Source organism: Ancylobacter polymorphus (assembly GCF_022836935.1).
Lineage (GTDB): Bacteria > Pseudomonadota > Alphaproteobacteria > Rhizobiales > Xanthobacteraceae > Ancylobacter > Ancylobacter polymorphus_A.
The window spans coordinates 4115620-4141470 of the sequence record NZ_CP083239.1 but is presented as its reverse complement, the minus strand read 5'-3'; the positions used below and the strand labels follow the sequence as shown (position 1 = coordinate 4141470).

Below are 25851 nucleotides of genomic sequence, written 5' to 3'. Positions count from 1 at the left end.
ATCCTGAGGTGCCCGGCCATCTGCCGGGCCTCGAAGGATGGTTGTGGGGTGCGCCTAGAGGGTCATCCTTCGAGGCCCGCTGCGCGGGCGCCTCAGGATGACGATATTGCCCTGATGCGATTTAAGGCATCACGATCTGAAGCTTCACGTCGGTCGGCAGGCCCTTGGCGGCCCGGTCGAACGCTTCGATGCTGCGGGCGAAGTCGAAGGTCTCGGAGATCAGCGGGTTGAGGTCGACCTTGCCGGAGGCGATGAGGTTGACCGCGCGGTCGAAATTATTGGCGTAGCGGAACACGGTCTCGATCCGCGCTTCCTTGATGATCGCCGCCGCAACATCGAACTTCGTCGTCTCCACCGGCATGCCGATCAACACCAGTGTGCCGCCGGGGCGGACGATATCGAAGATGCCCTCATAGGCGCGCGGCGAGCCGCTGGCCTCGAACACCACATCCGCGCCCCAGCCCTCGGTTTCCGCCGCGACCACCTCGGCCAGCGGCCGCTCGGTGATGTTGACGGGATGGACCCCCGGATACTGGCCGGCAATGGCGAGCTTCGGCGCGGAGAGGTCGGAGATATAGACGCGCGAGCAGCCCCCAGCCAGCGCGGCCAGCGCTGTCATGATGCCGATCGGGCCGCAGCCGATCACGACCGCCACGTCGCCGGGGGTGATGCGGGCGCGGGTCGCCGCCTGCAATCCAACGGCGAAGGGTTCCACCATGGCGCCCTCGGCGAAGGAGACATTCGCCGGCAGCTTGTAGGTGAAGGCGGCGGGGTGGACCACCTCGGGGGTCAGCACGCCATGGATCGGCGGCGTCGCCCAGAAGCGCACATCGGGATCGACATTGTAGATGCCGAGCTTGGTGGCGCGCGAATTCATGTTCGGCACGCCCGGCTCCATGCAGACCCGGTCGCCGACCTTGAGGTTCTTCACATGGGCGCCGACCGCCGTGACCGTGCCGGCCGCCTCATGCCCGAGCACCATGGGTTCGCGCACCACGAACGAGCCGATGGCGCCGTGGGTGTAGTAATGCACGTCGCTGCCGCAGACGCCCACCGTGTGGATGGCGATCTTGACGTCGTCCGGGCCGACCTCCAGCGGGAGGTCGATGTCGCGAAGGGAAAGCTCGCCCTTCTTTTCGAGAACCAGTGCCTGCACCATGGGGCGTGTCCTGCTGGAGTGTGCCGTCGCCGGGGCGCTCAGAGCGCGAGGCCGGCGGCGTCGAAGAGATAGATGTGTGAGGGGTCGATGCCGAGGGTGAGCGCATCGCCCGGCTTGAGGTTGGGCCGGCCGGCGGTGAGCGCGATGATCGGTTCGCCTTCCGAGCGGGCGTAGAGCTGGGTGGAGCCGCCGAGGCTCTCGGCGAAATCGAGGGTGAGCGCCAGCACCGGGTTGGCGGCCCCCACGGTGAGATGTTCCGGCCGCAGCCCCACCGTCACCGCCGCCCCGGCCTTGGTGCGCGCAGCGGCGGGCGTGTCGAGCGTCAGCGTGCCGCCGGCGAAGGTCGGGTGCGCCAAGGCGAGCGTGTTCCCCGCGATGGAGGCCACCTTGGCGTTGATGAAGTTCATCTTCGGCGAGCCGATGAAGCCGGCGACGAAGGTGTTGGCGGGGGTGTCGTAGAGCTCGGTCGGCGAGCCGATCTGCTCGACGAGGCCGGCGCGCAGCACGACGATACGGTCGGCCAGCGTCATCGCTTCCACCTGATCATGCGTCACATAGACCATGGTGGCGCCGAGCGAGCGGTGCAGCTTGGCGATCTCCACCCGCATCTGCGAGCGCAGCTCGGCGTCGAGATTCGAGAGCGGCTCGTCGAACAGGAACAGCTTGGGGTGGCGGACGATGGAGCGGCCGATGGCCACGCGCTGGCGCTGGCCGCCGGAGAGCGCGCGCGGCTTGCGCTCCAGCAGCGCTTCCAGCTGCAGGATGCGGGCGGCCTCCAGCACCTGCGCCTTGATTTCCGCCTCCGGCTTTTTCGCCATGCGCAGGCCGAACGCCATGTTCTCGAACACGCTCATATGCGGGTAGAGCGCATAGGACTGGAACACCATGGACACCTCGCGCTTGGCGGGTTCCTCATAGGTCACGTCGCGGCCGTCGATATAGAGTTCGCCCGAGCTGACATCCTCCAGACCCGCGATCATGCGCAGCAAAGTGGACTTGCCGCAGCCGGAGGGACCGACGAACACCACGAACTCTCCCTTCTCGGCCGCGAAGCTGACGCCCTTGATGACGGCGGCGTCGCCATAGCTCTTCTTGATGTTGTCCAGTCGCAGGAAGGTCATCGTGCAGTCTCCAGAGTGGCCGGCCGCGAGGGTCCGGCGGCCGTCCATCAGTTCGTGAGCAGCGCCGCGGCGCAGCTTTCGTCCGTCACCAGTCGTTTCACATAGCCTGCGCGCAGGATGGCCCGCACGATCGGCACCTTGTAGAGCCCGCCGGAGGCCAGGATCGAGTGGCGCACCGGCTTCACCTCATGCGGGGCCAGCGAGAGCACGCGCTCGTTCAGCGGATGGTCTACCGGGCGCCCGTCGGCGTCGAGGAACATGCCGAGCAGATCGCCCACCGCCCCAGCCGCCCGCAGGCTGTCGATGTTCTCGGAGACAGTCTGGGTCTGCACCAGCAGGGAGCGGGTCGTCATGTCGCCGCAGGAGAGCAGCGCCACGTCGACGGCGCGCGCCCGGCGCATGGTCTCGCTGATGCCGTGATGCGAGAGCAGCATGCCGCGGCTCTCGGGTGTCGGGAAATAAAGCGGCGCGGCGAGATAGTAGCACTCGGCGGAGATGGCGCGGGCATAGCCGGTGGCGACCTCGAAGGTGCTGGAACCCGATCCGCGCGTGAGCCCGCCCATGATCGAGGTCACCCAGCTCTCCGCCATCGGCCGGGCGGTGACGCGCTTCAGCCCGGCGGCCAGCGTCTTGCCCCAGCCGACACCGAGGCCCATGCCGTTCTCCAGCAGCGTGTCGAGCACGCCGCCGGCGGCTTCGCCGATGACACGCTGCTGCTCGGCCTCGTCGGGCAGGGAAGGAACGACGGTGACGTGTTCCAGCCCGTACGCGGCCTTCAGTTTCTGCTCGGCCTCGATGCAGTCGGCCATGGGCAGGCGGATATCGATGAACACCGATCCGTCGGAGCGCACCTGGCCGAGGATCTTGTTGGTGCGCAGGCGCGTGAGACCGAGCTGGTCGGCGATCTCCTGCTGCGTCAGGCCGCCGATGAAATAGAGCCAGGCGACCCGCGCACGGATCTGCGCCGCCTCCATCTCCTGCGTGCCCACCGGCCTGCCGCGCTCGCGCCCCCCCCCGTTCATCGCCGGTGCCTTATGCTAGAGCGTGCTTGAGGCGCGCGCAGCTGGTCTCCAGCGCGGCGAGGATGGTGCGGCTGTCCTCTTCGAAGGGATAGAACACTTCGAGGAACACCGGGCAGGTGTCGGTGCCGGTGCGCCGAAGCAGCGCCGCAGCCTCCACTGGATCGACCTTGCCGGGCACGGTGAAGTCCCAGTGGCGGTCGAAAGCGAAATCGGTCTGCTGGATGTGAACGGCGGTGGTGACGTCGGCGAGGTCCCGCAGCCAGGTTTCCATGCCGTCGGTCACGTCGCCATAGAGCGGCGCGAAGGTGGCATGGCCCCAATCGATGCACAGCCGCCACGGCACCGCGCTGTCCGCCACGTCGTTCATCATCTGCCGGGCCTGGGCGATGGTCCATGGCCATTCGCGGCGCAGGGGGGTCGGCTCGACATAGAGTTCGCTCAGCCCCTCGGCGGCGGCGCGTTCGCCCAGCCGGTGCATGCGGGTGACGAGTTCGGCATAGTCGGCCGGGTCGAGCGCCTCTGCCTCGCTGCCGTCCAGCCGTGCGGCGAGCGCGCCGAGCGGGCCGCCGACGCGGGGAATGCCGGCGAGCGCGGCGAAGCGATAGGCGCGGCCGAGCCAGTATTCCGCGTAGTTGCGCACCGCCGGATCGGGGTGCAGCAGCTGGTTGAAGCTGTAATGGGCGAGGCCGATGAAGGCGCTGTGGATGGTGATGCCCGCCGCCTCGGCCGCGCGCCGCACCTCGGCGGCGTGGCGGTCGACGATGGCGTCCGGCCACATCGGGTCGACCAGATCGAAGGAGAACTGGACGAGGTCGAGGCCGAGCCGCTCGCGCACAACGCCCGTCCACAGCTCGGGCGTCACCCAGCGCTTGGTGCAGAAGCCGAGATTGATGCCGAAGCGGATCGGCGCCGGGGTCCCGCTCACTTGGTCGCTCCCATGGTCAGGCCGCGCACCATGTGCCGCGAGACGATCAGCGCGAAAATGGTGACGGGCAGGACGATGACGGTGCCGGTGGCCATGATCTTGCCCCAGGGCAGCTCATAGCCGGACATGAAGCTGGTGGCGACGACCGGCGCGGTCTGCACGGCGCGGCGGGTCAGCACCAGCGCATAGAGCAGCTCGTTCCAGGAGAAGATGAAGGAGAAGATCGCCGACACCGCGATGCCCGGCGCGCCGAGCGGCAGATAGATCTTGCGGAAGATGGTGAACTGGCTCGCGCCGTCGAGCCGCGCGGCCTGTTCGAGGTCCGCCGGGATCGACTTGAACTGATCGGTGACGATCCACACCACGATGGGCAGCTGGAAGGTGAGATAGATGAGGATCAGCACGAGATGCGTGTCGAGCAGCCCGGTCTGGATCGCCAGCAGATAGACCGGCAGTGCGAGCACGATCGGGCTGATCATGCGGTTGGAGATGAACCAGAACCACAGATCCGACTTTCCGCGGAACTCGTAGCGGGCGAGCGCGAAGGCCGCCGGCGCGCCGAGGATCACGGCGAGCAGGGTGGAGCAGGTCGCCACGATCAGCGAATTGATGATCGCGCCGCTGACTTTGGTGTCGGCGAAGATCTCCGCATAGTTCTGCAGCGTCGGGGTGAAGAACCACACCGGCGGCGAGGACAGGATGTCGGCCTGCGTCTTGAAGCTCGCCGACACCATCCAGTAGAACGGAAACAGCGTGAAGATGACCACGGCGGTCAGGCCGAGGGCGTGAAGCAGCTTGCCGGACGAGATACGCATCAGTGAACCTCGCGATAGAGCAGGCGGATATAGAGCCGGCTGATGATGATGGTGAGGATCAGCAAAAGGATCGCCTGCGCCGAAGCGGTGCCCAGATCGAAGATGCGGAAGCCCACGCGCTGGATGTAGATGGAGATGAGGTCAGTGGCCGAGCCGGGGCCGCCGCGCGTCATCACGAACACCATGTCGAACAGCTTGAGCACGTCGGCCGAGCGCAGGATCATCACCGCCGTGAGGCCGGGCAGCAGATAGGGCAGTTGCACATGGCGCAGCAAAGCGAGCTTTGACGAGGTTTCCAGCCGCGCCGCCTCCTCGATCTCGCCGGGAACCATGGAGAGGCCGGCGAGGAAGATGAGGGCGCAGAACGGCGTCCACTGCCACACATCCATGATGACGATGGCGGCGAAGGCGCCATTCTGTGTCGACAGCCAGTCGATTGGGGCAAAGCCGAACACGCTCAGGGCCTGGTTGGCCACGCCGAAATCTCTGTTGAAAATCAAGCGCCCGACGAGGCCGACCACGGCATAGGTCGTGGCCAGTGGGACGACCAGTGTGACCCGCGCGAGCGATTTGAGCAGGCCCATGCCCGGCTTGTGCAGCAGCAGGGCGATGGCGAGGCCGAGCGCCACCTGGATCGGCAGCACGGTGACGTAGAACTTGGCGGTGAGGAACAGCGAGGACCAGAAGGTGCTGTCGGTCAGCACGTTCACATAGTTCTCGAAGCCGATGAAGGGAAAGCCCTCGCGCGGCCGGGTGATGTTGTAGCGCCGGAACGAGGTCACCAGCGCAAAGATCGTCGGGTAGATGCCGATCACGAACAGCGTCAGCACGGCCGGCGCCAGAAACCAGAGCGGCGTCCAGCGTCCATAGCCCCGGTTGGGCCGGCGTTGTGCGGGGGATGTCGCGGTGTCGCTCATGGCGTCTTCCTGTGGTGCCTGCCGGGTGAGAAGGGACCCAAGGTCACTCCAGATTCGTATGGTTGGCGCGCATCTGCGCCGGGGTCACGCCCAGCCGGTCGCGCAGGCCGAGGATCAGGATCTCGAACAGCACATAGAGCGCGCCCTCATAGAGCGAGCCCATCGGCAGAACCGAGGTCGCGGCGGCGCCCTGGTCGCTGGCCATGGTCTGCGCGGGAACGGTGAGCACCCGGTCGGCGCGGGCGGCGGCGGCCCCGCCCGCCTCGGCGGTGACAACGAGGGTGCGCGCACCGGCCGCGCGCGCCTCGCCCATCAGTGCGGCGACGGTGGAGAAGTCGCCCGGCCCGGCGGACACCACCAGCACGTCGCCGGCGCCGACGGGCGGCGTGGTCATGTCGCCCACTACGGCCGCCTTAAGGCCGAGATGGAACAGGCGCATGGCGAGGCCCTTGATCTGCAGGCCCTCGCGGCCGACGCCGTAGAGTGCGATGCGGTTGGCGCCGGCCAGTTCAGCTATGGCACCATCCAGCTCGTCGGCGCGGACCTGATCGAGGCAGGCGCGGATTTCATCCAGGGCGCGGGCGTGAAGCGTGGTCATGACATTGGCTTTCGCAAGGCTTGGGAGCCCAAAATTCTTCCGAGCAACGTCATCCTGAGGTGCCCGGCGGCAGCCGGGCCTCGAAGGATAGTCATCCCGGTGCGCCAGAAGGACCATCCTTCGAGGCTCGCTACGCTCGCGCCTCAGGATGACGGCGCTTTCCGGCCAGACGCTTGGGGTGGTGGCGCTCGGGGGTCATAGAGGGGGGGGCGGATGCCGCTTCGCGGGTTGCAGCATCCGCCCGGAGGCCGGCGGCGCGGGAGAGAGGCCCCGCCGCCGGCTTCAACTCACTGCAGCAGCTTCTTCTTGCCGTCGTAATAGCCGTCCTTGCCGAGGATGGCTTCCATGCGGGTGCCGATCTCCTTGGAACCGCCCTCGACGGTGACTTCACCCAGCATCATCTTGGAGCCCCACTCGGCGACGATCTCGGAGATCGCCGGCCAGGCCGGGAAGCGAGGACGATACTCGGGAACGCCGGCCTGCCAGGAGGCGACCATCGGCTCGACGAACGTGTACTTCGCCTTGATCTCCGGGTCGTTATAGACCGCCATGCGGCCCGACACGCCGCCGGCCTCGACATAGGCCTTGGCGATGGCTTCGGAGGTCGCCCACTGGATGAACAGCCAGGTGGCCTTCTGCTGCTCGGGGGTGGCCTGCGAAGCGACGGCGAGCGAGAAGCCGCCCAGCGCGGGCAGGCGGCCGGCCGGGCCGGCGGGCTCCGGCGCCACGGCGAGGCAGTCGCCGAGCTTGGAGGTCGCGGGGTCGGCGAGCGTGGAATAGAAGGCCGACCACTCGGTGATCATCGCCACCTGGCCCTGCGCCAGCGCGTTCACGGCCTCGGCATGGTCGAAGGAGACGACGCCCGGCGGCATGTACTTCATCAGGTCCTGACGGAAGTTGAGGCCGGTCTGGCTTTCCTTGCTCATCAGGTTCGACTTGAACTCCTTGTTCAGGAGCGAGCCGCCGAAGGGCCAGAGGAAGCGCATGAAGCTGTCCGCCGACTGGGTCTCGCCGCGGCGCGACTGCAGGGCGTAGGCGTACTGGTTCTTCGACTTGTCGGTGAGCTTGGGACCGTAGACGGTCATCACCTCTTCCCAGGTCGCCGGCGGCTTGTCGAAGCCCGCTTCCTTGAGCTTGCAGGAATTATAGAACAGCAGGCCGGAATAATTGTCGAAGGGCAGGCCATAGACCGTGCCGCCCCAGGAGCCGAAGGCTTCCAGCAGCAGCGGGAAGAAGCCGTCGAGCTTCAGGTTCGGGTCGGTGATCGCCTTGTCCTTGGCGAGCTCCTCGACCGGCACCAGCCAGCCATTTTCGGCGAATTCGCCGATCCACACGAGATCGACCAGCGCCATGGTGAGATCGCCGCGCGAGGTGAAGTTCAGCACTTCCTTCTCGCGGGTGTTCTCATAGGGGACGATTTCGTAATTGACCTTGATGCCGGTCTTCTTCTCGAACTCGGGCAGCAGCTTGATGATGGCGCGATAGCCCGGGCGGTCGAGGAAGATGCCGTTGACTTCGGTGCCCTTCAGAGGCTTGGCCGCCTCTTCGAGCCAATCGGCCATCGCCGCGACGGGCATGGCCGCCGTTGCCGCCGCGAGGGCGACGACGCTGGCGCAGATTCTCAATGCACGCTTCATGGTTTCCTCCTGAAATGGCGCAGCGCCACGGTTTAGGGCGAGGCGGCATGCGGGACGGTTCAACCGTCTCTCGTCTTGGCGGCGGGGCGGGCCGTTTCCGGCACTGCCTTCCTCCGCGGAAATGCCGGACGGGCCGGCCTCAACCTTGCACCGGCGCTTATCGTGAAGCCCGGCGACGGCGACGGGGGTAAAGCCATCGACGACGAAAGCGATACATTTGTAATCTGGAATATGCAATAGCATCGAGATCGGGCAAGGTGGCCGATGCGTGGCAGTCAACAAGCGTGGAGACGTGCAGAATGGCAGCGGAGCATGACGACGGAATGGACCCGCTCCACGCCCGGCACGCCCTTGCCGAGGCCTTGGCACGCAAGGCAGGCACGCGGGCGCGCGGCTTCTTCCTGCAGCGCGACACGCTGCATCCAGAGCTGAAATCCGCCTCGCAGGACCTCGTCAGCGAGGCCGACCGCAGCATCGAGGCGTGGCTGCGCAAGGCGATTCGCCGACGCTTCCCTGAGGACGGCATCGTTGGCGAGGAGGAGGCGGCGAGCGCGGGCACATCCGGCTTCGTCTGGGTCATCGACCCGATCGACGGCACCATGCCCTTCCTGGTCGGCCAGCCGAACTGGACGGTGTCCATCGGGCTCGCCCGCGACGGCGAGGCGGTGGCCGGGGTGATCTATGCGCCGATGCTGCGCGAGTTGTACTCGGCCGTTCTCGGCGGCGGCGCCCGGCTCAACGGGCGGGTGCTGACGATGAACCCGGATTGGACGGTCGCCTCCACCACCACCGGCTTCGGCGCCACGCAGAAGGCCCCGGCGGCGGAGGTGGGCGCCTTTGTCGAGGCGCTGTACCGCGCCGGCGGCGTGCTGTTCCGCGTCGGCTCGGGGGCGCTGATGCTGGCCTATGTGGCGGCGAACCGGCTGGCGGGCTATTACGACCCGACGCTGCATTGCTGGGACTGCTGGGCCGGTATGGTGCTGGTGCGCGAGGCCGGCGGGCTCGTGACCTTCGCGGGCGATTTCACCCAGCCGGGCGCGCTTTGGGCGGGCAATGAGACGGTGCATGCGGAACTGAGGCAGCTGAGCGGGCGCGACTAGCCGTCGGGGAGGGGCCTAGGCTGCGCATTCGGTCATCTCAGCTTCGAGCACGGTCAATCAGCCGGCGGCTCCGGCGATAGGCTTTCCCCTGCGGTGCCGGTCCTGCGGCAGATCGCCAACAGAGGGAACAGCCATGATTTCACGCCTGCTCGTGACATGCGTCGCCTTGTCCGCCACGCTCATCTCCTCCTCCGCCTTCGCTGCCGACCCCGCTTCCTGCGCCAAGCCGCGCTTCTCCGATGTCGGCTGGACCGACATCACCGCCACCACGGCAGTCGCCAACGAATTGCTCACCCATCTCGGCTATCAGCCGAATGTCGCGGTGCTCTCCGTCGCCATCACCTTCAAGGCGCTGGAGAATGGCGACCGCGACATCTTCCTCGGCAACTGGATGCCGCTGCAGGAGCCGACGCAGGTGCCGCTGGTGAAGGCCGGCAAGGTCGAGGTGGCGGCGACCAATCTCGAAGGCGCGCGCATCGGCTTCGCCACCTCCAAGGCCGCCTATGATGCCGGGCTGAAGACCTATGCCGACATCGCCAAGTTTAGGGACAAGCTGCAGGGCAAGATCTACGGCATCGAGGCCGGCAGCGGCGCCAATGCCACCATCTCCAAGATGATCGCCGACAACAGCTTCGGGCTGAAGGGCTTCGATCTCGTGGAATCCAGCGAGCAGGCGATGCTCACCCAGGTCGGCCATCGCATCAAGCAGGGCGAGCCGGTGGTGTTCTTCGGCTGGCGCCCGCACCCGATGAACGTCAACCTGCCGATCGAATATCTCACCGATGGCAAGGACGTGTTCGGTCCCAATGACGGCGGCGCCACCGTGCTGACGCTTACCCGCCCGGGCTATTCCAAGGACTGCCCGAATGTCGGCAAGCTGCTCACGAACCTCGTCTTCGACGTGGCGATGGAAGACCGTCTGATGAGCGACATTCTCGACAAGGGGATGCAGCCCGACGCGGCGGTGAAGGCGTGGATGAAGCAGAACCCGGCGGCAGTCGACAAATGGCTCGCCGGCGTCACCACGCTCGACGGCAAGCCCGGCCTGCCGGCGGTGAAGAGCGGCCTCGGCCTCTGATTACAAACGCTTCTGGCGCGCCACCGAGGGTGGCGCGCCGAACTGCCGCCGGAACGCCCGCGACAGTGAGGCGATGGCGGAGAAGCCCGTGCGCTCGGCAATGTCGGCGATGGGCAGATTGGTGTCGAGCACCAGCCGCCGCGCCGCCTTCAGCCGGAGCGTGACGTAATAGGCGCCGGGCGACACATCCACCGTCTTCACGAAAAGCGTTTCCAGCCCCCGCGTCGACACCCCCACCCGCCGGGCGATGGCCGCGACGGTGAGCGGGCGGTCGATATGGGTCTCCATCAGCCGGATCGCCTCGGCCACGCGCGGCTCGTGCTGGCGGATGCGGCCGAGCGAGACAATGGGCTGCACGTCCGAGCCGGTGCGCACCTCCTCATAGATATACAGGCTCGCCACATCGAGCGCGGTGGAATAGCCGTGCCGGGCGCGGATCAGCGCCAGCATGCAGTCGAGCGCCGGCGTTGCGCCACCGGTGGTGAACACCGGTTCGTCGATGACGAAGCGGTCCGGCTGCACGTCCGTCTCCGGGAAGCGGGCGGCGAAATCCTCCAGATCCTCCCAATGGGTGGTGGCGCGGCGCCCGTCGAGCAGCCCGGCGAAGCCCATCAGCCACGAACCGGACTCGATGCCCCCCGTCGCCGCCGCGCGCTTGGCCCCGGCGCGGATCGCCTTGAGGATGGGCGGCGTGGCGAAGCGCGACGCTTCGAACGCGGCGACCAGCAACAGCACGTCCTGCCGCGCGCCGGCATCGAACGCGCCATCCACCGGGATCGGCAGGCCGCAGCTCGCGGTGGGCATCGCCCCGTCCATCGACACCAGCTTCCAGCGGAAGGCGGGCCGCCCCAGCACGCGGTTGGCGCCGCGCATCGGGTCCAGTGTGGCCGCCAGTGAGAGCAGCGACAGGCCGGGAAACAGCAGCAGGGTCACGTCGAGCGGGTCGTCGGCGGGGGCAAAGATCATCGCTGCGCAGAATGAAAAACGGGTTGCGCAAATAGTTGCGTCACGACTTCGCTTTGCCGTCAAGCTCCCTGCACGAGTTCAGGAGCCCTTCCGATGCCCTTGTCGATGAATCGCGATGTCTTCATCACCTGCGCCGTCACCGGCGCCGGCGACACCACCGGCCGCTCTTCGCATGTGCCGGTGACCCCGCAGGAGATCGCTTCGAGCGCGATCGACGCGGCCAAGGCCGGCGCGGCGGTGGTGCATTGCCATGTGCGCGATCCCGAGACCGGCGCGGCCTCCCGCCGGCGCGACCTCTATCGCGAGGTCACCGACCGCATCCGCGCGGCGGAAGTCGACGTGGTGCTGAACCTCACCGCCGGCATGGGCGGCGACCTCGTCTTCGGCCATGTCGAGGCGCCGTTTCCGCTGAACGAGAAGGCCACCGACATGGCCGGCGCCACCGAGCGCGTCGCCCATGTCGCCGATTGCCTGCCGGAAATCTGCACGCTCGATTGCGGCACGATGAACTTCAATCTCGGCGATTATGTCATGACCAACACGCCCTCCATGCTGCGCGAGATGGCGCGGCAGATGACGGCGCTGGGCGTGCGCCCGGAGATCGAGGCCTTCGACACCGGCCACCTCTGGTTCGCCAAGCAACTCGCCGAGGAAGGGCTGATCGAGGACCCGGTGCTGATCCAGCTGTGCATGGGCATCCCCTGGGGCGCGCCGGACGACCTCAACACGTATCTGGCGATGGTCAACAATGTGCCCGCCGGCTGGACCTTCTCCGCCTTCTCCATCGGCCGCAACGCCATGGCCTATCCCGCCGCCGCCGTGCTCGCGGGCGGCAATGTCCGTGTCGGGCTGGAAGACAATCTCTATGTCGGCAAGGGCCAGCTCGCCACCAATGCGCAGCTGGTGGAAAAGGCCGCGAATGTGGTGACGAATATGGGCGCGCGGATCATCGGCCCGGCCGAGGTGCGCGAGAAGCTCAAGCTGGTGAAGCGCTGAGGAAATGCCGATGTTCGCCCTTTCTCCCATCTCCCGCGCCGCCTGCATCGGCGGCGGCGTCATCGGCGGCGGCTGGATCGCCCGCTTCCTGCTCGCCGGCATCGATGTGAAGGTGTTCGATCCGCACCCGGAGGCGGAGCGCATCGTCGCCGAGGTGCTGGCCAATGCCGAGCGCGCCTATGGCCGGCTCACCGGCGCGCCGCTGCCCAAGCGTGGCACGCTCACCTTCTGCGCCAGCCTCGCCGAGGCGGTGGCGGGGGCGGAATGGGTGCAGGAGAGCGTGCCCGAGCGGCTCGATCTCAAGCGTCGCGTGCTGGCGGAAATCGACGCCGCCGCGCCCGCCGGCGCGCTCATCGGCTCCTCCACTTCCGGCCTCAAGCCAAGCGAGCTTCAGGCGGGGCTGTCCCATCCCGAACGGCTCTTCGTCGCCCACCCCTACAACCCGGTCTATCTGCTGCCGCTGGTGGAGATCGTCGGCGGCGTGGACACCGCGCCGGAAACGATCGAGCGGGCGAAGGCCGTTCTCGACGCCATCGGCATGAAGGGCGTGGTGATCGCCCGCGAGATCGAGGCCTTTGTCGGCGACCGGCTGCTAGAGGCGCTGTGGCGCGAGGCGCTGTGGCTGATCAAGGACGACATCTGCGATGTCGAGACGCTGGATGATGTAATCCGCTATTCCTTCGGCCTGCGCTGGGCGCAGATGGGCCTGTTCCAGACCTACCGCATCGCCGGCGGCGAGGCCGGCATGCGCCATTTCCTCGCCCAGTTCGGCCCCTGCCTGCAATGGCCGTGGACCAAGCTGACCGATGTGGTCGATCTCGACGAGGCGCTGGTCGAGAAGATCGGCGCGCAGTCCGACGCGCAGGCGGGCGGCCTCTCCATTCGCGAGCTGGAGCGCATCCGCGACGAGAACCTTGTCGGCATCGTGCAGGCGCTGAAGGCCAGCCGGGGCGGGGAGGGCTGGGGTGCGGGGCAACTGCTGAAGGACTTTGAGCAACGTCTATGGGCGCAGGCGGGCACGCCGCCCGTTGCCGTCGACAGTGCCGCACCGCTCGAACTGCTGGAGACCCGCGTTTCGCCGGCCTGGCTCGATTATAATGGCCACATGACCGAGTTCCGCTATCTCCACGTCTTCGGCGACACGACGGACGCGTTGCTGCGGCTGATCGGCGTCGATCTCGCCTATGTCGAGGGCGGGCACAGCTACTACACGGTGGAAACCCATCTGCGGCATCTCGACGAGGCGAAGCTGGGCGAGGCGCTTTTGTGCACGACGCAGATCCTCGGCGCCGACGAGAAGCGCCTGCATGTCTTCCACCGGCTGTTCGCCGGCCCGGAGCGCCGCGAAGTCGCCACCGGCGAACACATGCTGCTGCATGTCGACAGCAAGGCCGGCCGCGCCTGCCCGGCGCCAGCGTCAATCCTCACCAAGCTGAACGCGCTCGCCACCGCCCATGCCGGGCTGCCCCGGCCCGCCGAGGCCGGCCGCGCGGTCGGCGCCAAGGCGCGGGCCGCGGCCGCGGAGTGACGCCTGCGCTAAAAATACCGGCGCCGGCCGCGCCACGCCGGGAACGGCCCGCCGGCCCAGGCGTTTTCTCAGCGTTTCCAACCGGGGTTCTGGGAGAAATCGCATGGAAGACGCACAGATTGGCTGGATCGCCGCCATCATCATCGGCGGTCTGGCGGGGTGGATTGCTTCCGCCATCATGAAGACCGGCACTGGTATCTTCATGAACATCGTGCTCGGCATCATCGGCGCGGCGGTGGCGAGCTTCCTGTTCGGCCTGATCGGCGTCGGCTTCGGCGGCTGGATCGGCTATCTCGTCGCCGGCGTGCTCGGGGCGTGCATCCTGATCGGGCTGGTCCGCGCGATACGAAACTGACGCGACGGCCCGTTATCGTCCGTGGAAGGCGCGCTCGCGAGGGCGCGCCTTTCTCACATCTAGAACCCGCTTTTCACCCGCACATGGGTGTGGGCGTGCGGGGAGCCGTGGTTGTGGACATGGTGGGACTCGTCCTGCGCCACCGGGATGAGGCTGAGCGCGCCATGCATCACGCCCCTTTCCAGAAACAGCGCCTGCGCATAGGCCGCGATGTCGCCGACCTCGCCGCGCATGACCGTGACATCCACCGAGGTGGTGTGGTCGAGCGGCACGGAAAGGGCGGCCACCGTCTGGTCGTGCCGCTCCAGCCGCCCCTGCGGCACGCGCGCGGCGAGGTTGCGCACCGACTGGTCGATGGTGCAACTGATGACGCCGAAACAGGCGGCGCCGTCCGGCCCGTCCGGCCGGGCGGAAAGGCCGCGCCGTACCATGTCGCGTATGGCCTCCGAGCGGCTTGCCGCGCCGCTCCGCTCGATGAACGCATCCAGCTGCGCGGCCAGATCGTCGTCGATGGCGATGGTGATCCGCTGCATGGAAGCGCCCCTCCCGGTGGGATGGAAACTAGGTTATCACCTTGATTTCCGCAAGACTTTTTAGCTTTTGCCTACTTTTTGTGCTTGTCGCGCATCGTTACGGATGTATGATTTTTTATCCCGTTATTCATACAGGAGGTGCCGCGTGTCCGCCCCCCACCGTTCCGGCCTCATTGCCGCTGTGTTCGCCCTGCCGTTGATGGCGGTGCCGGCGTTGGCGCATTTCCAGGAGATCATCCCCTCTGCCGACGTGCTGCCCGAGGGCGGCGCGGTGAGCGTGGAGATGGTGTTTACCCATCCGGTCGAGGGTGCGCCGGTCATGGAGATGAAGAAGCCGGCAAAGATGGGTGTGCTGGCCGGCGGCAAGGCGACCGATCTTCTCGGGCGGATCACCGAGAAACCGGTGGACGGCAAGAGCGCCTGGACGCTGAGCTACGACATGAAGGAGCCCGGCGCGGCGATCTTCTATGTCGAGCCGCAGCCCTATTGGGAGCCTTCCGAGGGCAAGTACATCGTCCATTACGCCAAGGTGACGGTGGATTCCTATGCCTCCGGCGAGGGCTGGGACGCGTTGGTGGGCCTGCCGGTGGAAATCCAGCCGCTGACCCGACCGACCGGGTTGTGGACCGGCAATGTCTTCACCGGCGTGGTGCTGAAGGGCGGCAAGCCGGTGCCCTTCGCCGAAGTCGAGGTCGAGTTCATCAATGACGGCACGGTGACGCCGCCCAACGACGCCTTCGTGACGCAGGTGATCAAGGCCGACGCCAATGGCACCTTCACCTATGCCATGCCGCGCGCGGGCTGGTGGGGCTTCGCCGCGCTTCTGGAAGGCGACACGCCGATGACCTCGCCCGAGGGCAAGGAGGTTCCGGTGGAAGAGGGCGCGCTGATCTGGGTGAAGGCGACCGATATGGTCAGAAAGTAGCCGTATGGCCCACATTCCCGACGGCCTGCTTTCCGCGCCCGTGCTCATCGGCGGCGGTCTCCTCGCCGCCGGCGGCGTGGCGCTGGGGCTGCGGTGGCTCGATGAGCGGATGATCCCGCGCACCGCGCTTCTGGCCGCCGCGTTCTTTGCGGGCTCGCTGGTCGCGGTGCCGGTGGGGCCGTCGAGCGTGCATCTGCTGCTGGCTGGGCTGATGGGGGTGATGCTGGGGCCCGCCACCTTTCTCGCCGTGCTGGTGGCCCTGTTGTTGCAGACGCTGCTGTTCGGCTTCGGGGGGCTGACCACGCTGGGGGTGAACACGGTGAACATCGCGCTGCCGGGCGTGCTGTGCGGCATGGCGCTGGGGCCGGTGATCCGTTCCACGCCGCGCCCCTCACTGCGTTTCGCCGCCGGGGCGGCGGCGGGGGCGCTGGCGGTGCTCGGCACGGGGGCCATGGTGGCGCTGGCGCTGTGGCTGTCGTCGAGCGATTTCGCCCCGGCGTCGCGCGTGGTCATCGCCACCTATCTGCCGCTCGCACTTGTGGAAGCCTTCGTCACCGGCGCGGTGGTGTCCTTCCTCGCCCGCGTGCAGCCCGAGGCCTTGAGGCCCGTCACGTCATGATCCGGCTGCTGCTGCCGCTCCTGCTGGCACTGGCCTTCGCCGGCCCGGCGCAGGCGCACAAGCTGAAGGTCTTCGCCACGGTGGAAGGCGCGGAGGTGACGGGCTACGCCTTCTTCATCGGCGGCGGCCGCGCGGCCGGGGCGGTGTGGACGGCGAAGGACCCCGCCGGGACCGCGCTCGACTCCGGGACGACGGACGGGGAGGGGCGCTTCGCCTTCCCCGTGCCGCAGCCGCCCGTTGATGCCACGGTGACGGTCGACACGCGCGAGGGCCATGTCGCGGCCGCGACGCTGCCGGCGTCGCGTTTCGGTGGCGCGGCCGCCCTGCTGCCCCCGCTTGCGGACGGTGCTGCACCGGCGGTGGAAGCGCCGGGCGACGCGCGGCTGGCCGCGCTGGTCGAAGCGGCGGTGCAGCGGCAGGTGACGCCGCTGATGGAGCGGATCGAGCAGATGGACGACCGCCTGCGCCTCGCCGATGTGATGTCCGGCATCTTCCTCATCCTCGGCCTCGCCGGCATGGCGCTGTGGGCGAAGGGGCGGCGCACATGAAGACCGACGCCGCCGCGACCGGCGATCTGCGCCTGCGCCTCGTCGGCGCCTTCGTCCTCATTGCCTGCCTGTCGCAATTGCACCGGCTTCCCGTCGCGCTGGCGGCGCTGGGCTGTGTCGCGCTGGCGGTGGCCTTTTCCCGGCCGGAGGCGAAGCTGTGGCGGCGCCTGCTGCATGTGGAGGGCTTCCTGCTGCTGCTCTTCGCCACCTTGCCGTTCACCCTGCCGGGACAGCCGCTGTTTGCGCTCGGCCCGCTCACCGCGAGCGTTGAGGGCGTGGCGCGGGCGGCGCTGATCGCCGCCAAGGTGTCGGCCTCGGTGCTTGTCCTTGTCGGCCTGCTCGGCGCGGTGGAGCCGGCCGGGCTGGGCGGCGCGCTGCGCGGGCTCCATGTGCCGGAGACGCTGGTGCGGCTGTTCGTGCTCACGGCGCGCTATCTCGCGCTCATCCGCGACGAGGCGCGACGGCTGCTGGAAGCGATGCGGGTGCGCGGCTTCCGCCCGGGCTCGAACCGCCACAGCTGGCGCAGCTATGGCCATCTCGTCGGCATGCTGCTGGTGCGGGCGCTGGCGCGGGCGCAGCGCGTGGAGGAGGCGATGCTGTGCCGGGGCTATGAGGGCCGCTTTCCGCGCCTCGCCTTGCCGCCGCCGACACGCCGCGACTGGGCCGGGATGACGGCGGCGCTGGCTTTCGGGCTCGCCCTTACCCTGGCGGACCGGCTATGAGCGTTCTGCTTGCGCTTGAAGAGATCACCGTCGTCCGCGACGGCGCCGCTGTGCTCAGCCGGGTGAACCTCTCCCTTGTGGCCGGGGAGCGGCTCGCCATTGTCGGGCCGAACGGGGCGGGCAAGACCACGCTGCTGCGCACGCTGGTGGGGTTGGAGCGTCCGAGTGCCGGGCAGGTCCGTCTGTTCGGCACGGCCTGCCATCGCGAGCGCGACTTTCGCGCCCTGCGCCCGCGCCTCGGCTATCTCTTTCAGGACAGCGACGACCAGCTGTTCTGCCCGAGCGTGATCGAGGATGTCGCCTTCGGCCCGCTCAATCTCGGCTGCACCCAGACGGAGGCCTTGCGCCGCGCCGAGGAGGTGCTGGCGATGCTGGGGATCGCCGCGCTGGCGCCGCGCATCAGCCATCGGCTTTCCGGCGGCGAGAAACGTCTCGTCTGCCTCGCCGGGCTGCTGGCGATGAAGCCGGACGTGCTGCTGCTCGACGAGCCCACCAACGGGGTCGACGCCGCGAACGGAAAGCGCCTGCGGGCGGCCTTGCACGCCTTTCCCGGCGCCATGCTGCTGGTGTCGCATGATGACGGCTTCATCGCCGAGCTGGCAACGCGGGCGATGGCGATCGAGGGCGGGCGGCTCATCTCGGCCGCGCTGCACAGCCACCCGCACAGCCATACCCATTCGCATCCGCACATCCATCCCGTGGCCGAGAGCTAGGGGCGGGCGGGGGGGGCTGTCGTACCCCTGCCTAACCGGGAGGCGGTGGCTGACCCCAAACGGGCGGAAGCCGCGCCCTCCGGACGCTGCGCGGCTGCGGCGCGTGCGAGGGATCGCGGTGCGCCCTTAGCCGCTGCAGGGTGGTGCGCGACTTGCAGGCGGGCGCGTGCCGGCGGAGCCGCGTCCCCCAACCCAGCCAGCGAGGCACCCATGCACGAATTCGATACGGTCATACGCGGAGGCACGGTGGTCACCGCCTCGGACACGGTGCGCGCCGATGTCGGCATCCGCGACGGGCGCATCGTGGCGGTGGCGGAGAGCCTTGCCGGCGGCGCGAAGGTGATCGACGCCTCGGGATTGCTGGTCATGCCCGGTGGCATCGACAGCCATGTCCACCTCGCCCAGCCGGCCTTTGGCGGCCCGGCCATGGCGGATGATTTCGAGAGCGGCACGCGCTCGGCCATTGCCGGCGGCAACACCACGGTGCTGCCCTTCGCGCTGCAGCCGCGCGGGGCGAGCCTGCGCCAGAGCGTGATGGACTATCACAAGGAGGCCGAGGGCAAATGCTATTGCGACTATGGCTTCCACCTCATCATCTCCGACCCTTCGCCGAGCGTGCTGGGGCAGGAACTGCCGGCGCTGGTGGGCGATGGCTACACCTCGTTCAAGGTGTTCATGACCTATGACGATCTGGTGCTGAACGACCGCCAGCTTCTCGACGTGTTCGACTGCGCGCGCGGCTGCGGTGCCCTCGTCATGGTCCATTGCGAGGGCTATGACGCCATCCGCTTCATGACGCAGAAGCTGGAGGCGGCGGGCAAGACCGCACCCTATTATCATGGCACTTCCCGTCCGCAGTCGGTGGAACGCGAGGCCACCCACCGCGCCATCAGCCATGCGGAACTGACCGATGTGCCGATCATGGTCGTGCACGTTTCCGGGCGCGAGCCGATGGAGCAAATCCGCTGGGCGCAGCAGAAGGGGCTGAAGGTCTATGGCGAGACCTGCCCGCAATATGTGGCGCTCACCGCCGAGGACATGAAGGGCCTCAACATGGATGAGAGCGGCGGCAAATATGTCTGCTCGCCGCCGCCGCGCGACCACGCCAGCTGGGACGCCATCTGGGAGGGCATCCGCACCGGCGTGTTCCAGACCTTCTCCTCCGACCACTGCGCCTTTTTCTACGCGGGCGAGATGGGCAAGCTGAATCCGAAGGCCCGCACCTCGTTCCGCTGGGTGCCGAACGGCATTCCCGGTGTCGAGACGCGGCTGCAGATCCTGTTCTCCAAAGGCGTGGTGGAAGGGCGGATCACGCTGAACGAGTTCGTCGCGCTCACCTCCACCAACCACGCGAAGATGTACGGCCTCTACCCGAAGAAGGGCTCCATCGCCCCCGGCTTCGACGCCGACATCGTGCTGTGGGACCCCAACCGCAAGGAGACGATCCGGCAGGAGCTGATGCACCACGGCGCCGACTACACACCTTACGAGGGCATGGCGGTGACCGGCTGGCCGGTCATGACCCTGCTGCGCGGGAAGGTGATGGTCGAGGACGGCCGCATCGTTGGGGAGGCCGGCGATGGCGGCTTCCTCAAGCGGGAGCTCTCGCCCTATGCCGTGCCGGCTGGGGGAGCCTGAGCGGAGCGGGCGCGGAGAGGTGAGCCGGGCAGGGCAGGGGTGCGGCGTGTGAGGCAGGCGTGAACGAACACAGCGAGAAGGAGCCGTGGCGGACGCTGAGGGCGCTCCCGGCGACGCCGGCTCTTTTCCGGCCCTATGGCCATCTGGTCGCGCCCGGCAGCGACGCTCCGATGCCGGCGAATGCCGGCACGGCGTGGCGCCACGACATCACGGCGTTCGAGACCGACACACGGCCGGGGAGCCGGCAGATCGCCTCGCTGTTCGAAACGGCGCCGCAGGCGCTGCCGCTCACCGTGCGGCTGTTGGAACGCCATGCGTTTTCGCAGCAGGCCATCATCGCCATGCAGGGGGAGAGTTTCATCCTCGCCGTCGCACTGGATGACGGGGAGGGCCGCCCCGACCTCGGCACGCTGCGGGCCTTCGCCTTTGCCGGCGGCGGGGTGGTCTATGGGCGAGGGGTTTGGCACACGCCGATCATCGGGCTTGGCGGGGCGGGGCGCTTCTTCGTGCAGTCCTGGCAGGCCGGTACCACGGAGGATTGCGAGGAGCGGATCGTCGCTCCCTTTGTCATCAGCGCGGGGTGAAGACCGCGCGGTGGGAACGCTCCTCGGGGGGCGGCGTTGTTCCGGCAGTTCATGTCAGCAGGAGCATTCCCATGGCCGACGCCAACAAGATCAACGAGAATCTTCCTTCCAGCGCCGACGCGCTGGTGCGCGAGACGGGTCGCAACATGTCCTCAGCCGGCGAAGCGGTACGGGAAGGCATGCATGAGGCGGCCGATCGCGCTTCTGGCCTCTATGCTGCGGGGAACGCGGCGGTCGCCAACCGCATCGACGTGCTGCCGGGCATGGTGACGGCTGCGCTCGCCGGCGTGGTCGTGGGCTATTTCATTGGCCGTGATCGCCACACCAGCCGCTGGTGAGCGCGGCTGCGGCCGTAATAGGCAGTCTAGGGAGGGGGCAGGCGGTGCGCGCCTGCCCCTTTTGCGTCGTTGGGGGCGTCACGGCGGCGGATCGGAGGCATCGGTGGCGCCCAGCGTGGCGAGGAGGAAATCCGCACGCGCCGCGACTGACAACTTTGGGAGCAGCGTGACCTCATAACCCAGGTCCGGATAGACACGGAGCAGGCGCTCATACTCGGCCATCGCGGCGGTGAGGTCGTGTCGGCGCGCGTCATCGCCGGCAAAGATTTCCGGCCAGGGCGGCGTCAGGAACACCCGCCTGTTGGAGCGATGTGCGGCGCAGAGCGCGGCGTCCAAGGGTTCTCCCGTCGCGAAGGCCAGGGCGGCGGCGGCGTCGACCAGCCCGCGATCGAAGAACACCCAGCCGCTCCGGTTTTGCGCCGCCACCCGGTCCTGCTGCGCGAGGCTGACGGCGCGGCGGGCAAAGCCGGCGAGGTCGACCCACGGCAGGTCCGTCCCGCCCGCGCTTAGCTGCTCGGCAACGATGCGACGCCCGGGCTCCTCGACCGTCGCGAAGCCACGCCGCGCGAGTTCGGCCAGCAGCGTCGACTTGCCCCCGCCCGAGCAGCCGGAAATGACGACGAAACGATCCATGGAGCCTCCCAGCGTCAGGGCGCGGACTGAAGCTCCGCCACCTTTTTCTTAAGCGCCTTCATCTCCTCGAAGCGGGGGGTGATGTCCCGCAGCACGGCGGCCATGCCGGTGACCTTGCCGGCCGGATCCTTGATGAGGGCGATGGTGAATTCCAGCGAGATGCGCCGTCCGTCGCTCGTGAGCCCCGGCACGGCGAGCATGTCGCCGGCGCCGTAGCGGCTCTGGCCGGAGGCGACGGTCTCGCGATAGCCCTCCCAATGCCGGGCGCGGAACGGCTCGGGAATGATGATGTCGAGCGAGCGGCCCAGCGCCTCCTCCTCGGTGAAGCCGAAAATCCGCTCGGCGCCGGGGTTCCACAGCACGATATCCCCCTCGGCATCGCTGACCACGACGGCATCGGCCGCGCTGTCGAGCAGCGCGTCGCTGATCGCCGCGCGGGTGATGTTGCCGACGGTGCGCGAGTGGCGCTCCGTCACGGTGGAGGGTGGGGAGGACGGGGCGGTGCCAGCCGGCGGCGGCTCGTCGAACAGGTCTTCCACGGCGCCGAAGAACTCGTAATGCAGCCTTTCCGGCGGAACCCCCGCCTTGGCGAGGGCGGGCACGAAGAGCCTGAGAAAGCGGGTGGGGCCGCAGACAAAATACTCCGCCTCGGCGACGGCGGAATGGGCCAGCAGCCAGTCGGGCGTCAGGTGCCCGGCGACGACATCATCGTCGACCTCGCCATCTTTCGCCCGCGTATGGAAGACGGCCGTCTCGACGCCCAGCGCGGCGGCGAGGGAGCGCAGTTGGGCGCCGAAGGCCTGGGTGGCGCGGCTCTGGGTGCAATGGATGAACTGCAGCCGCGGCGTGCGATGATCGGCGGCCAGCGCTTCCAGCATCGCCACCATCGGCGTCAGCCCGACGCCGGCGCTGAGCATGACCAGCGGGCGCGCATCGTCCGCCGGCAGCACGAAGCTGCCGGACGGCGCGGCTATGTCCAGCACTGTTTCCTCGCGCGCCACGTCATGCAGCCATTTCGACACCAGCCCTTCCGGCTCGCGCTTCACCGAGATGCGGTAGGTCTCGCCATTGGGCGCGGTGGAGATGGTGTAGTTGCGCTTCTGCCGTCCCGCGCCGGGAATGTCGACGAACAGCGTCAGGTGCTGGCCGGCAATATGCGGCGCGGGCGGGCGCCCGTCGCGGGGGCGCAGCACGAAAGAGGTGATGACATCGCTCTCCCGCTCGCGGCGCTCGATCACAAAGGGCCGCACGCCCGACTCTGAATCCTTCATCCGCGTTTGGCCGCTGCTGTCGGTCATCCCTTGCCTCCCCTGAAATCATGTATACGCTATACATGTATTTTCCGACTGGAAAGCCTCCAGACAGCCATGCAGCTGACGCGCTATTCCGATTACGCCTTGCGCGTGCTGATCTACCTCGCAGCGCGGGGCGACCGGCTCTGCGCGATTTCGGAAATGGCGGCAGCCTATTCGATTTCGCAGAACCATCTGATGAAGGTGCTGCACGACCTCGGCAAAGCGGGCTATGTCGCCAGCGTGCGTGGGCGCGCCGGCGGTTACCGGCTGGGCCGGCCCGCCGGGACGATCCGCGTGGGCGAGTTGCTGCGTCATACCGAGGGCGATGACTGCCTGGTCGGCTGCGAGGGCTGCGCGCTGGCCGGCGGCTGCGGCGTCCTGCCCGTGCTCAACGAGGCCATGGACGCCTTCTTCGCGGTGCTGGACAGCTATACCGTGGCCGATCTCGTGGAGCGAAAACCGGGCTTTCAGCGCCTCATTCTCTCCCTCGGCATCGCGGCGCCGGGCGCCGGAGCCGCCTGATGAGGGCCAGAACGTTCCTCACCCCACGCCGCCGCTCGCCGCGTGACATACAGCCGACCCTCGGCGCGCCGCTCCGCATCTAAGCCGCGCCAGAGCATGCCGTTTTCTTGGAGGCCGCCTTGTCTGTCAGTTCCCGCCTAAGACTGTTCCGTCCCATCCTCGCTGGCGCGAGCCTGCGTGATCGGCTGCTCGCCTGCGCCGGGGCGCTGGTCGGCATCGCGCTCACCGGCCTGATCTGCGCCTTTGCGGCGACGGATCCGCAGCATCTGCTCTGGCTGGTGCCGCCCATGGGAGCCTCAGCCGTGTTGCTGTTCGCGGTGCCGTCGAGCCCGATGGCGCAGCCCTGGCCGGCCATTGGCGGCAACACGCTTTCTGCGCTGGTCGGCGTTCTGGTGGCGCATCTCATGCCGCTGTCGCCGCTCTCCGCCGGCATCGCCGTCGGCGGCGCCATCGCGGTCATGTCGCTGCTGCGCTGCCTGCACCCGCCGGGTGGCGCCGCTGCGCTGGTGGGCCTGTTCGCGGGCGCCACCTCCGGCTTCGTCTTCCCCTTCCTGCCCGTCGGCGCGAATGCGGTGGTGCTGGTGGCTTCCGCCTGGGTCTATCATCGCTTTTCCGGCCATGTGTATCCGCATGTCCCCGCCCCACCCGCGAAGCCGGCGAAGGAGATGCCGTGGACGTTCAGCAAGGCGGACCTTGCCGCCGCTCTGGAGCGCACGGGCGAGACCTTCGACATTGACGTGAACGATCTTGAGCGGCTGCTGCGCGACATGGAGCAGGGGGCACTGGCGCGTTCCTACCGCGATCTCTCCTGCGCCGATGTCATGCATGCGGGCATCATCGCGGCGCAGCTTTCCATGACGGTGGAGGAGGTGCGCGCGCTCCTTGTCCAACACGATGTGCGCCGTCTGCCCGTCCTCGACGATGCGGGACGGATCGTCGGCGCCGTGGGCCTGCGTGAGTTGGTCTCGCCGGCCACAACCTTGGTGGAGGCGATGACGCCGGCCAGCACGGCCGCGCCGGATACACCGGCCATTGCCCTGCTCGACCGCTTCGCCAAGGATCGCGTCCATGCGGTCTTCATCATCGATGCCGCCGGGCGCCCTCTGGGAGTGGTGACGGAGGCCGACTGGCTCGCCATCCTCCGGCGCGGACTCGCCTGAGTATCTGTCGCGCGCAACCCGGTTTCTTCGCATGGGTTTGGTAGGGTTTTGCCGGGAAATGGGTGCGGGGTACCGCGCCGGGATTTGACCCCGTCTCCGGCCTCGCCAGGCCGGAACGTCTCGCAGATTTGGGGATTAGCCCTCGCAATCAGAGGACGAGGAGCCCCCATGAAAGCGCTGACCTGGCACGGCAAGGGCGACATACGCTGCGAGAGCGTGCCCGATCCCACCATCGAGGACGCCCGCGACGCCATCATCAAGGTCACGGCCTGTGCGATTTGCGGGTCGGACCTGCATATCTATGGCGGCATCATTCCCGGCATGCAGCATGGCGACGTGATCGGCCATGAAACCATGGGCGAGGTGGTCGAGGTCGGCGCCGGCAACAGCAAGCTCAAGGTCGGCGACCGGGTGGTGGTGCCGTTCACCATTTCCTGCGGCGAGTGCTTCTTCTGCAAGCGCGGCTATTTCTCCGGCTGCGAGCGCACCAATCCCGACCGTGCCAAGGCGATGAAGCTGTGGGGCAATTCGCCCGGCGGCCTGTTCGGCTATTCGCATCTTCTGGGCGGCTATGCCGGCGGGCAGGCGGAATATCTGCGCGTGCCCTATGCCGATGTCGGCCCGATCAAGGTGCCGGACACGCTCACCGACGAGCAGGCGCTGTTCCTCTCCGACATCTTCCCCACCGGCTACATGGCGGCGGAATTCTGCGACATCCAGCCAGGCGACACCATCGCCATCTGGGGCTGCGGCCCGGTGGGGCAGATGGCGATCCGCTCCGCCTTTCTGCTCGGCGCCGAGCGGGTCATCGCCATCGACACCGTTCCCGAGCGGCTCGCCATGGCGCGCGCCGGCGGGGCGGTGACGCTCGATTTCCATGAGGAGGATATCTATGACCGCCTGATGGAACTGACCCAGGGGCGCGGGGCGGATGCCTGCATCGACGCCGTCGGCACCGAGGCCGACGCGACCGCGAGCGCCGATTCCGTGGTCGACCGGGTAAAGACCGCGCTGTTCATGGGCACCGACCGTCCGCATGTGCTGCGTCAGGCGATCCATTGCTGCCGCAATTTCGGAACGGTTTCGATTGTCGGCGTCTATGGCGGCTTCCTCGACAAGGTGCCGATGGGCTCGGCGATCAATCGCGGCCTTCGTTTCCGCATGGCCCAGACGCCGGTGCAGCATTATCTCGCCCCGCTGATGGAGCGCATCGAAAAGGGTGAGATCGACCCCTCCTTCGTCATCACCCACCGCGCCTCGCTGGAAGACGGCCCCGACCTCTACACGACCTTCCGCGACAAGCAGGATGGCTGCATCAAGGTCGTGCTCAAGCCCTGAAACGGCAGTGCGGCCGACGGGCCGCTTCGAGGAGACCGCGCAGGAGCTGCGCGGTCTCCTCGACTT

The 25851-nt window shown here is 67.9% G+C and carries 28 protein-coding genes; 16 read left to right on the top strand and 12 right to left on the bottom strand.

Going from position 1 to position 25851, the window contains the following annotated elements:
• Positions 1–121: 121 nt before the first annotated feature.
• The 8 genes from K9D25_RS19780 to K9D25_RS19745 all read right to left on the bottom strand — a co-directional run bounded on the left by K9D25_RS19780 (position 122) and on the right by K9D25_RS19745 (position 8194).
• Complete coding sequence (locus K9D25_RS19780) at positions 122–1156, bottom strand: NAD(P)-dependent alcohol dehydrogenase (protein ID WP_244450932.1); 1035 nt, start codon at positions 1154–1156, stop codon at positions 122–124.
• 41 nt (positions 1157–1197) lie between these two features.
• The gene (locus K9D25_RS19775) at positions 1198–2280 is read right to left on the bottom strand and encodes an ABC transporter ATP-binding protein (protein ID WP_244377638.1); all 1083 of its coding nucleotides are present in this window, start codon (positions 2278–2280) and stop codon (positions 1198–1200) included.
• Between the two features lie 47 nt (positions 2281–2327).
• Positions 2328–3302, bottom strand: coding sequence for a sugar-binding transcriptional regulator (locus K9D25_RS19770; protein ID WP_244377636.1), 975 nt, complete (start codon positions 3300–3302; stop codon positions 2328–2330).
• 10 nt (positions 3303–3312) lie between these two features.
• Complete coding sequence (locus K9D25_RS19765; protein WP_244377634.1) at positions 3313–4227, bottom strand: sugar phosphate isomerase/epimerase family protein; 915 nt, start codon at positions 4225–4227, stop codon at positions 3313–3315.
• Complete coding sequence (locus K9D25_RS19760; RefSeq protein WP_244377632.1) at positions 4224–5042, bottom strand: carbohydrate ABC transporter permease; 819 nt, start codon at positions 5040–5042, stop codon at positions 4224–4226. Before K9D25_RS19760 ends, K9D25_RS19765 begins: the two co-directional genes overlap by 4 nt.
• A complete protein-coding gene (locus tag K9D25_RS19755) occupies positions 5042–5959 on the bottom strand; it encodes a carbohydrate ABC transporter permease (RefSeq protein WP_244377630.1) in 918 nt (305 codons plus the stop codon). The genes K9D25_RS19760 and K9D25_RS19755 overlap by 1 nt, the downstream gene beginning before the upstream one ends.
• 43 nt (positions 5960–6002) lie before the next feature.
• Positions 6003–6557, bottom strand: coding sequence for an SIS domain-containing protein (locus tag K9D25_RS19750; protein ID WP_244377628.1), 555 nt, complete (start codon positions 6555–6557; stop codon positions 6003–6005).
• 287 nt (positions 6558–6844) lie between these two features.
• A complete protein-coding gene (locus K9D25_RS19745; RefSeq protein WP_244377626.1) occupies positions 6845–8194 on the bottom strand; it encodes an ABC transporter substrate-binding protein in 1350 nt (449 codons plus the stop codon).
• A gap of 323 nt (positions 8195–8517) precedes the next feature.
• On the opposite strand from K9D25_RS19745, the gene K9D25_RS19740 reads away from it, so the two are divergent.
• Together K9D25_RS19740 and choX are read left to right on the top strand one after the other, a co-directional pair.
• Positions 8518–9294 carry an inositol monophosphatase family protein gene (locus K9D25_RS19740; RefSeq protein ID WP_432207960.1) on the top strand — a complete coding sequence of 259 codons (777 nt, stop codon included), beginning with the start codon at positions 8518–8520 and terminating at the stop codon, positions 9292–9294.
• 133 nt (positions 9295–9427) lie between these two features.
• Positions 9428–10372 carry a choline ABC transporter substrate-binding protein gene (gene choX / locus K9D25_RS19735; RefSeq protein ID WP_244377622.1) on the top strand — a complete coding sequence of 315 codons (945 nt, stop codon included), beginning with the start codon at positions 9428–9430 and terminating at the stop codon, positions 10370–10372.
• Here the strand turns inward: choX and K9D25_RS19730 are convergent, their stop codons facing one another.
• The gene (locus K9D25_RS19730; RefSeq protein ID WP_244377620.1) at positions 10373–11338 is read right to left on the bottom strand and encodes a GlxA family transcriptional regulator; all 966 of its coding nucleotides are present in this window, start codon (positions 11336–11338) and stop codon (positions 10373–10375) included.
• A gap of 93 nt (positions 11339–11431) precedes the next feature.
• Here K9D25_RS19730 and K9D25_RS19725 point away from each other — a divergent pair, with 93 nt between their 5' ends.
• The 3 genes from K9D25_RS19725 (at position 11432) to K9D25_RS19715 (ending at position 14217) form a co-directional block, all read left to right on the top strand.
• A complete protein-coding gene (locus K9D25_RS19725; protein WP_244377618.1) occupies positions 11432–12334 on the top strand; it encodes a 3-keto-5-aminohexanoate cleavage protein in 903 nt (300 codons plus the stop codon).
• 10 nt (positions 12335–12344) lie between these two features.
• Entirely contained in the window at positions 12345–13862 is a 1518-nt protein-coding gene (locus tag K9D25_RS19720; RefSeq protein WP_244377616.1) for a carnitine 3-dehydrogenase, read from the top strand.
• Between the two features lie 103 nt (positions 13863–13965).
• Entirely contained in the window at positions 13966–14217 is a 252-nt protein-coding gene (locus K9D25_RS19715; RefSeq protein ID WP_244377614.1) for a GlsB/YeaQ/YmgE family stress response membrane protein, read from the top strand.
• 59 nt (positions 14218–14276) lie between these two features.
• Here K9D25_RS19715 and nikR read toward each other — a convergent pair whose 3' ends face one another.
• A complete protein-coding gene (nikR, locus tag K9D25_RS19710; RefSeq protein WP_244377612.1) occupies positions 14277–14750 on the bottom strand; it encodes a nickel-responsive transcriptional regulator NikR in 474 nt (157 codons plus the stop codon).
• 199 nt (positions 14751–14949) lie between these two features.
• On the opposite strand from nikR, the gene K9D25_RS19705 reads away from it, so the two are divergent.
• The 8 genes from K9D25_RS19705 (at position 14950) to K9D25_RS19670 (ending at position 20837) form a co-directional block, all read left to right on the top strand.
• Positions 14950–15675 carry a DUF4198 domain-containing protein gene (locus tag K9D25_RS19705; RefSeq protein ID WP_244450931.1) on the top strand — a complete coding sequence of 242 codons (726 nt, stop codon included), beginning with the start codon at positions 14950–14952 and terminating at the stop codon, positions 15673–15675.
• A 4-nt stretch (positions 15676–15679) separates the two neighbouring features.
• Positions 15680–16294 (top strand): cobalt transporter CbiM, encoded by a 615-nt coding sequence (cbiM, locus tag K9D25_RS19700; RefSeq protein ID WP_244377610.1) that lies wholly within the window; start codon positions 15680–15682, stop codon positions 16292–16294.
• Positions 16291–16842: a cobalamin biosynthesis protein CbiL gene (locus K9D25_RS19695; RefSeq protein ID WP_244377608.1), complete on the top strand. Its 552-nt coding sequence runs from the start codon at positions 16291–16293 to the stop codon at positions 16840–16842. The genes cbiM and K9D25_RS19695 overlap by 4 nt, the downstream gene beginning before the upstream one ends.
• On the top strand, positions 16839–17564 hold the full coding sequence (cbiQ, locus tag K9D25_RS19690) for a cobalt ECF transporter T component CbiQ (protein ID WP_244377606.1): 726 nt from the start codon (positions 16839–16841) through the stop codon (positions 17562–17564). The genes K9D25_RS19695 and cbiQ overlap by 4 nt, the downstream gene beginning before the upstream one ends.
• Positions 17561–18277 (top strand): energy-coupling factor ABC transporter ATP-binding protein, encoded by a 717-nt coding sequence (locus K9D25_RS19685; protein ID WP_244377603.1) that lies wholly within the window; start codon positions 17561–17563, stop codon positions 18275–18277. The genes cbiQ and K9D25_RS19685 overlap by 4 nt, the downstream gene beginning before the upstream one ends.
• 210 nt (positions 18278–18487) lie before the next feature.
• On the top strand, positions 18488–19915 hold the full coding sequence (gene hydA / locus K9D25_RS19680; protein ID WP_244377601.1) for a dihydropyrimidinase: 1428 nt from the start codon (positions 18488–18490) through the stop codon (positions 19913–19915).
• Between the two features lie 59 nt (positions 19916–19974).
• Positions 19975–20499: an ureidoglycolate lyase gene (locus K9D25_RS19675; protein WP_244377599.1), complete on the top strand. Its 525-nt coding sequence runs from the start codon at positions 19975–19977 to the stop codon at positions 20497–20499.
• 71 nt (positions 20500–20570) lie between these two features.
• Entirely contained in the window at positions 20571–20837 is a 267-nt protein-coding gene (locus tag K9D25_RS19670) for a hypothetical protein (protein ID WP_244377597.1), read from the top strand.
• A 78-nt stretch (positions 20838–20915) separates the two neighbouring features.
• Here the strand turns inward: K9D25_RS19670 and K9D25_RS19665 are convergent, their stop codons facing one another.
• Positions 20916–21470, bottom strand: a complete 555-nt coding sequence (locus tag K9D25_RS19665; RefSeq protein WP_244377595.1) for an AAA family ATPase — start codon at positions 21468–21470, stop codon at positions 20916–20918.
• A 14-nt stretch (positions 21471–21484) separates the two neighbouring features.
• Positions 21485–22768, bottom strand: coding sequence for a PAS domain S-box protein (locus tag K9D25_RS25005; protein ID WP_347881457.1), 1284 nt, complete (start codon positions 22766–22768; stop codon positions 21485–21487).
• Positions 22769–22837: 69 nt separating this feature from the next.
• Here K9D25_RS25005 and K9D25_RS19650 point away from each other — a divergent pair, with 69 nt between their 5' ends.
• The 3 genes from K9D25_RS19650 (at position 22838) to K9D25_RS19640 (ending at position 25785) form a co-directional block, all read left to right on the top strand.
• The gene (locus tag K9D25_RS19650; RefSeq protein ID WP_244377593.1) at positions 22838–23287 is read left to right on the top strand and encodes an RrF2 family transcriptional regulator; all 450 of its coding nucleotides are present in this window, start codon (positions 22838–22840) and stop codon (positions 23285–23287) included.
• Between the two features lie 119 nt (positions 23288–23406).
• Complete coding sequence (locus K9D25_RS19645) at positions 23407–24447, top strand: HPP family protein (RefSeq protein WP_244377591.1); 1041 nt, start codon at positions 23407–23409, stop codon at positions 24445–24447.
• 168 nt (positions 24448–24615) lie between these two features.
• The gene (locus K9D25_RS19640) at positions 24616–25785 is read left to right on the top strand and encodes a zinc-dependent alcohol dehydrogenase (protein WP_244377589.1); all 1170 of its coding nucleotides are present in this window, start codon (positions 24616–24618) and stop codon (positions 25783–25785) included.
• Positions 25786–25851: the final 66 nt, after the last annotated feature.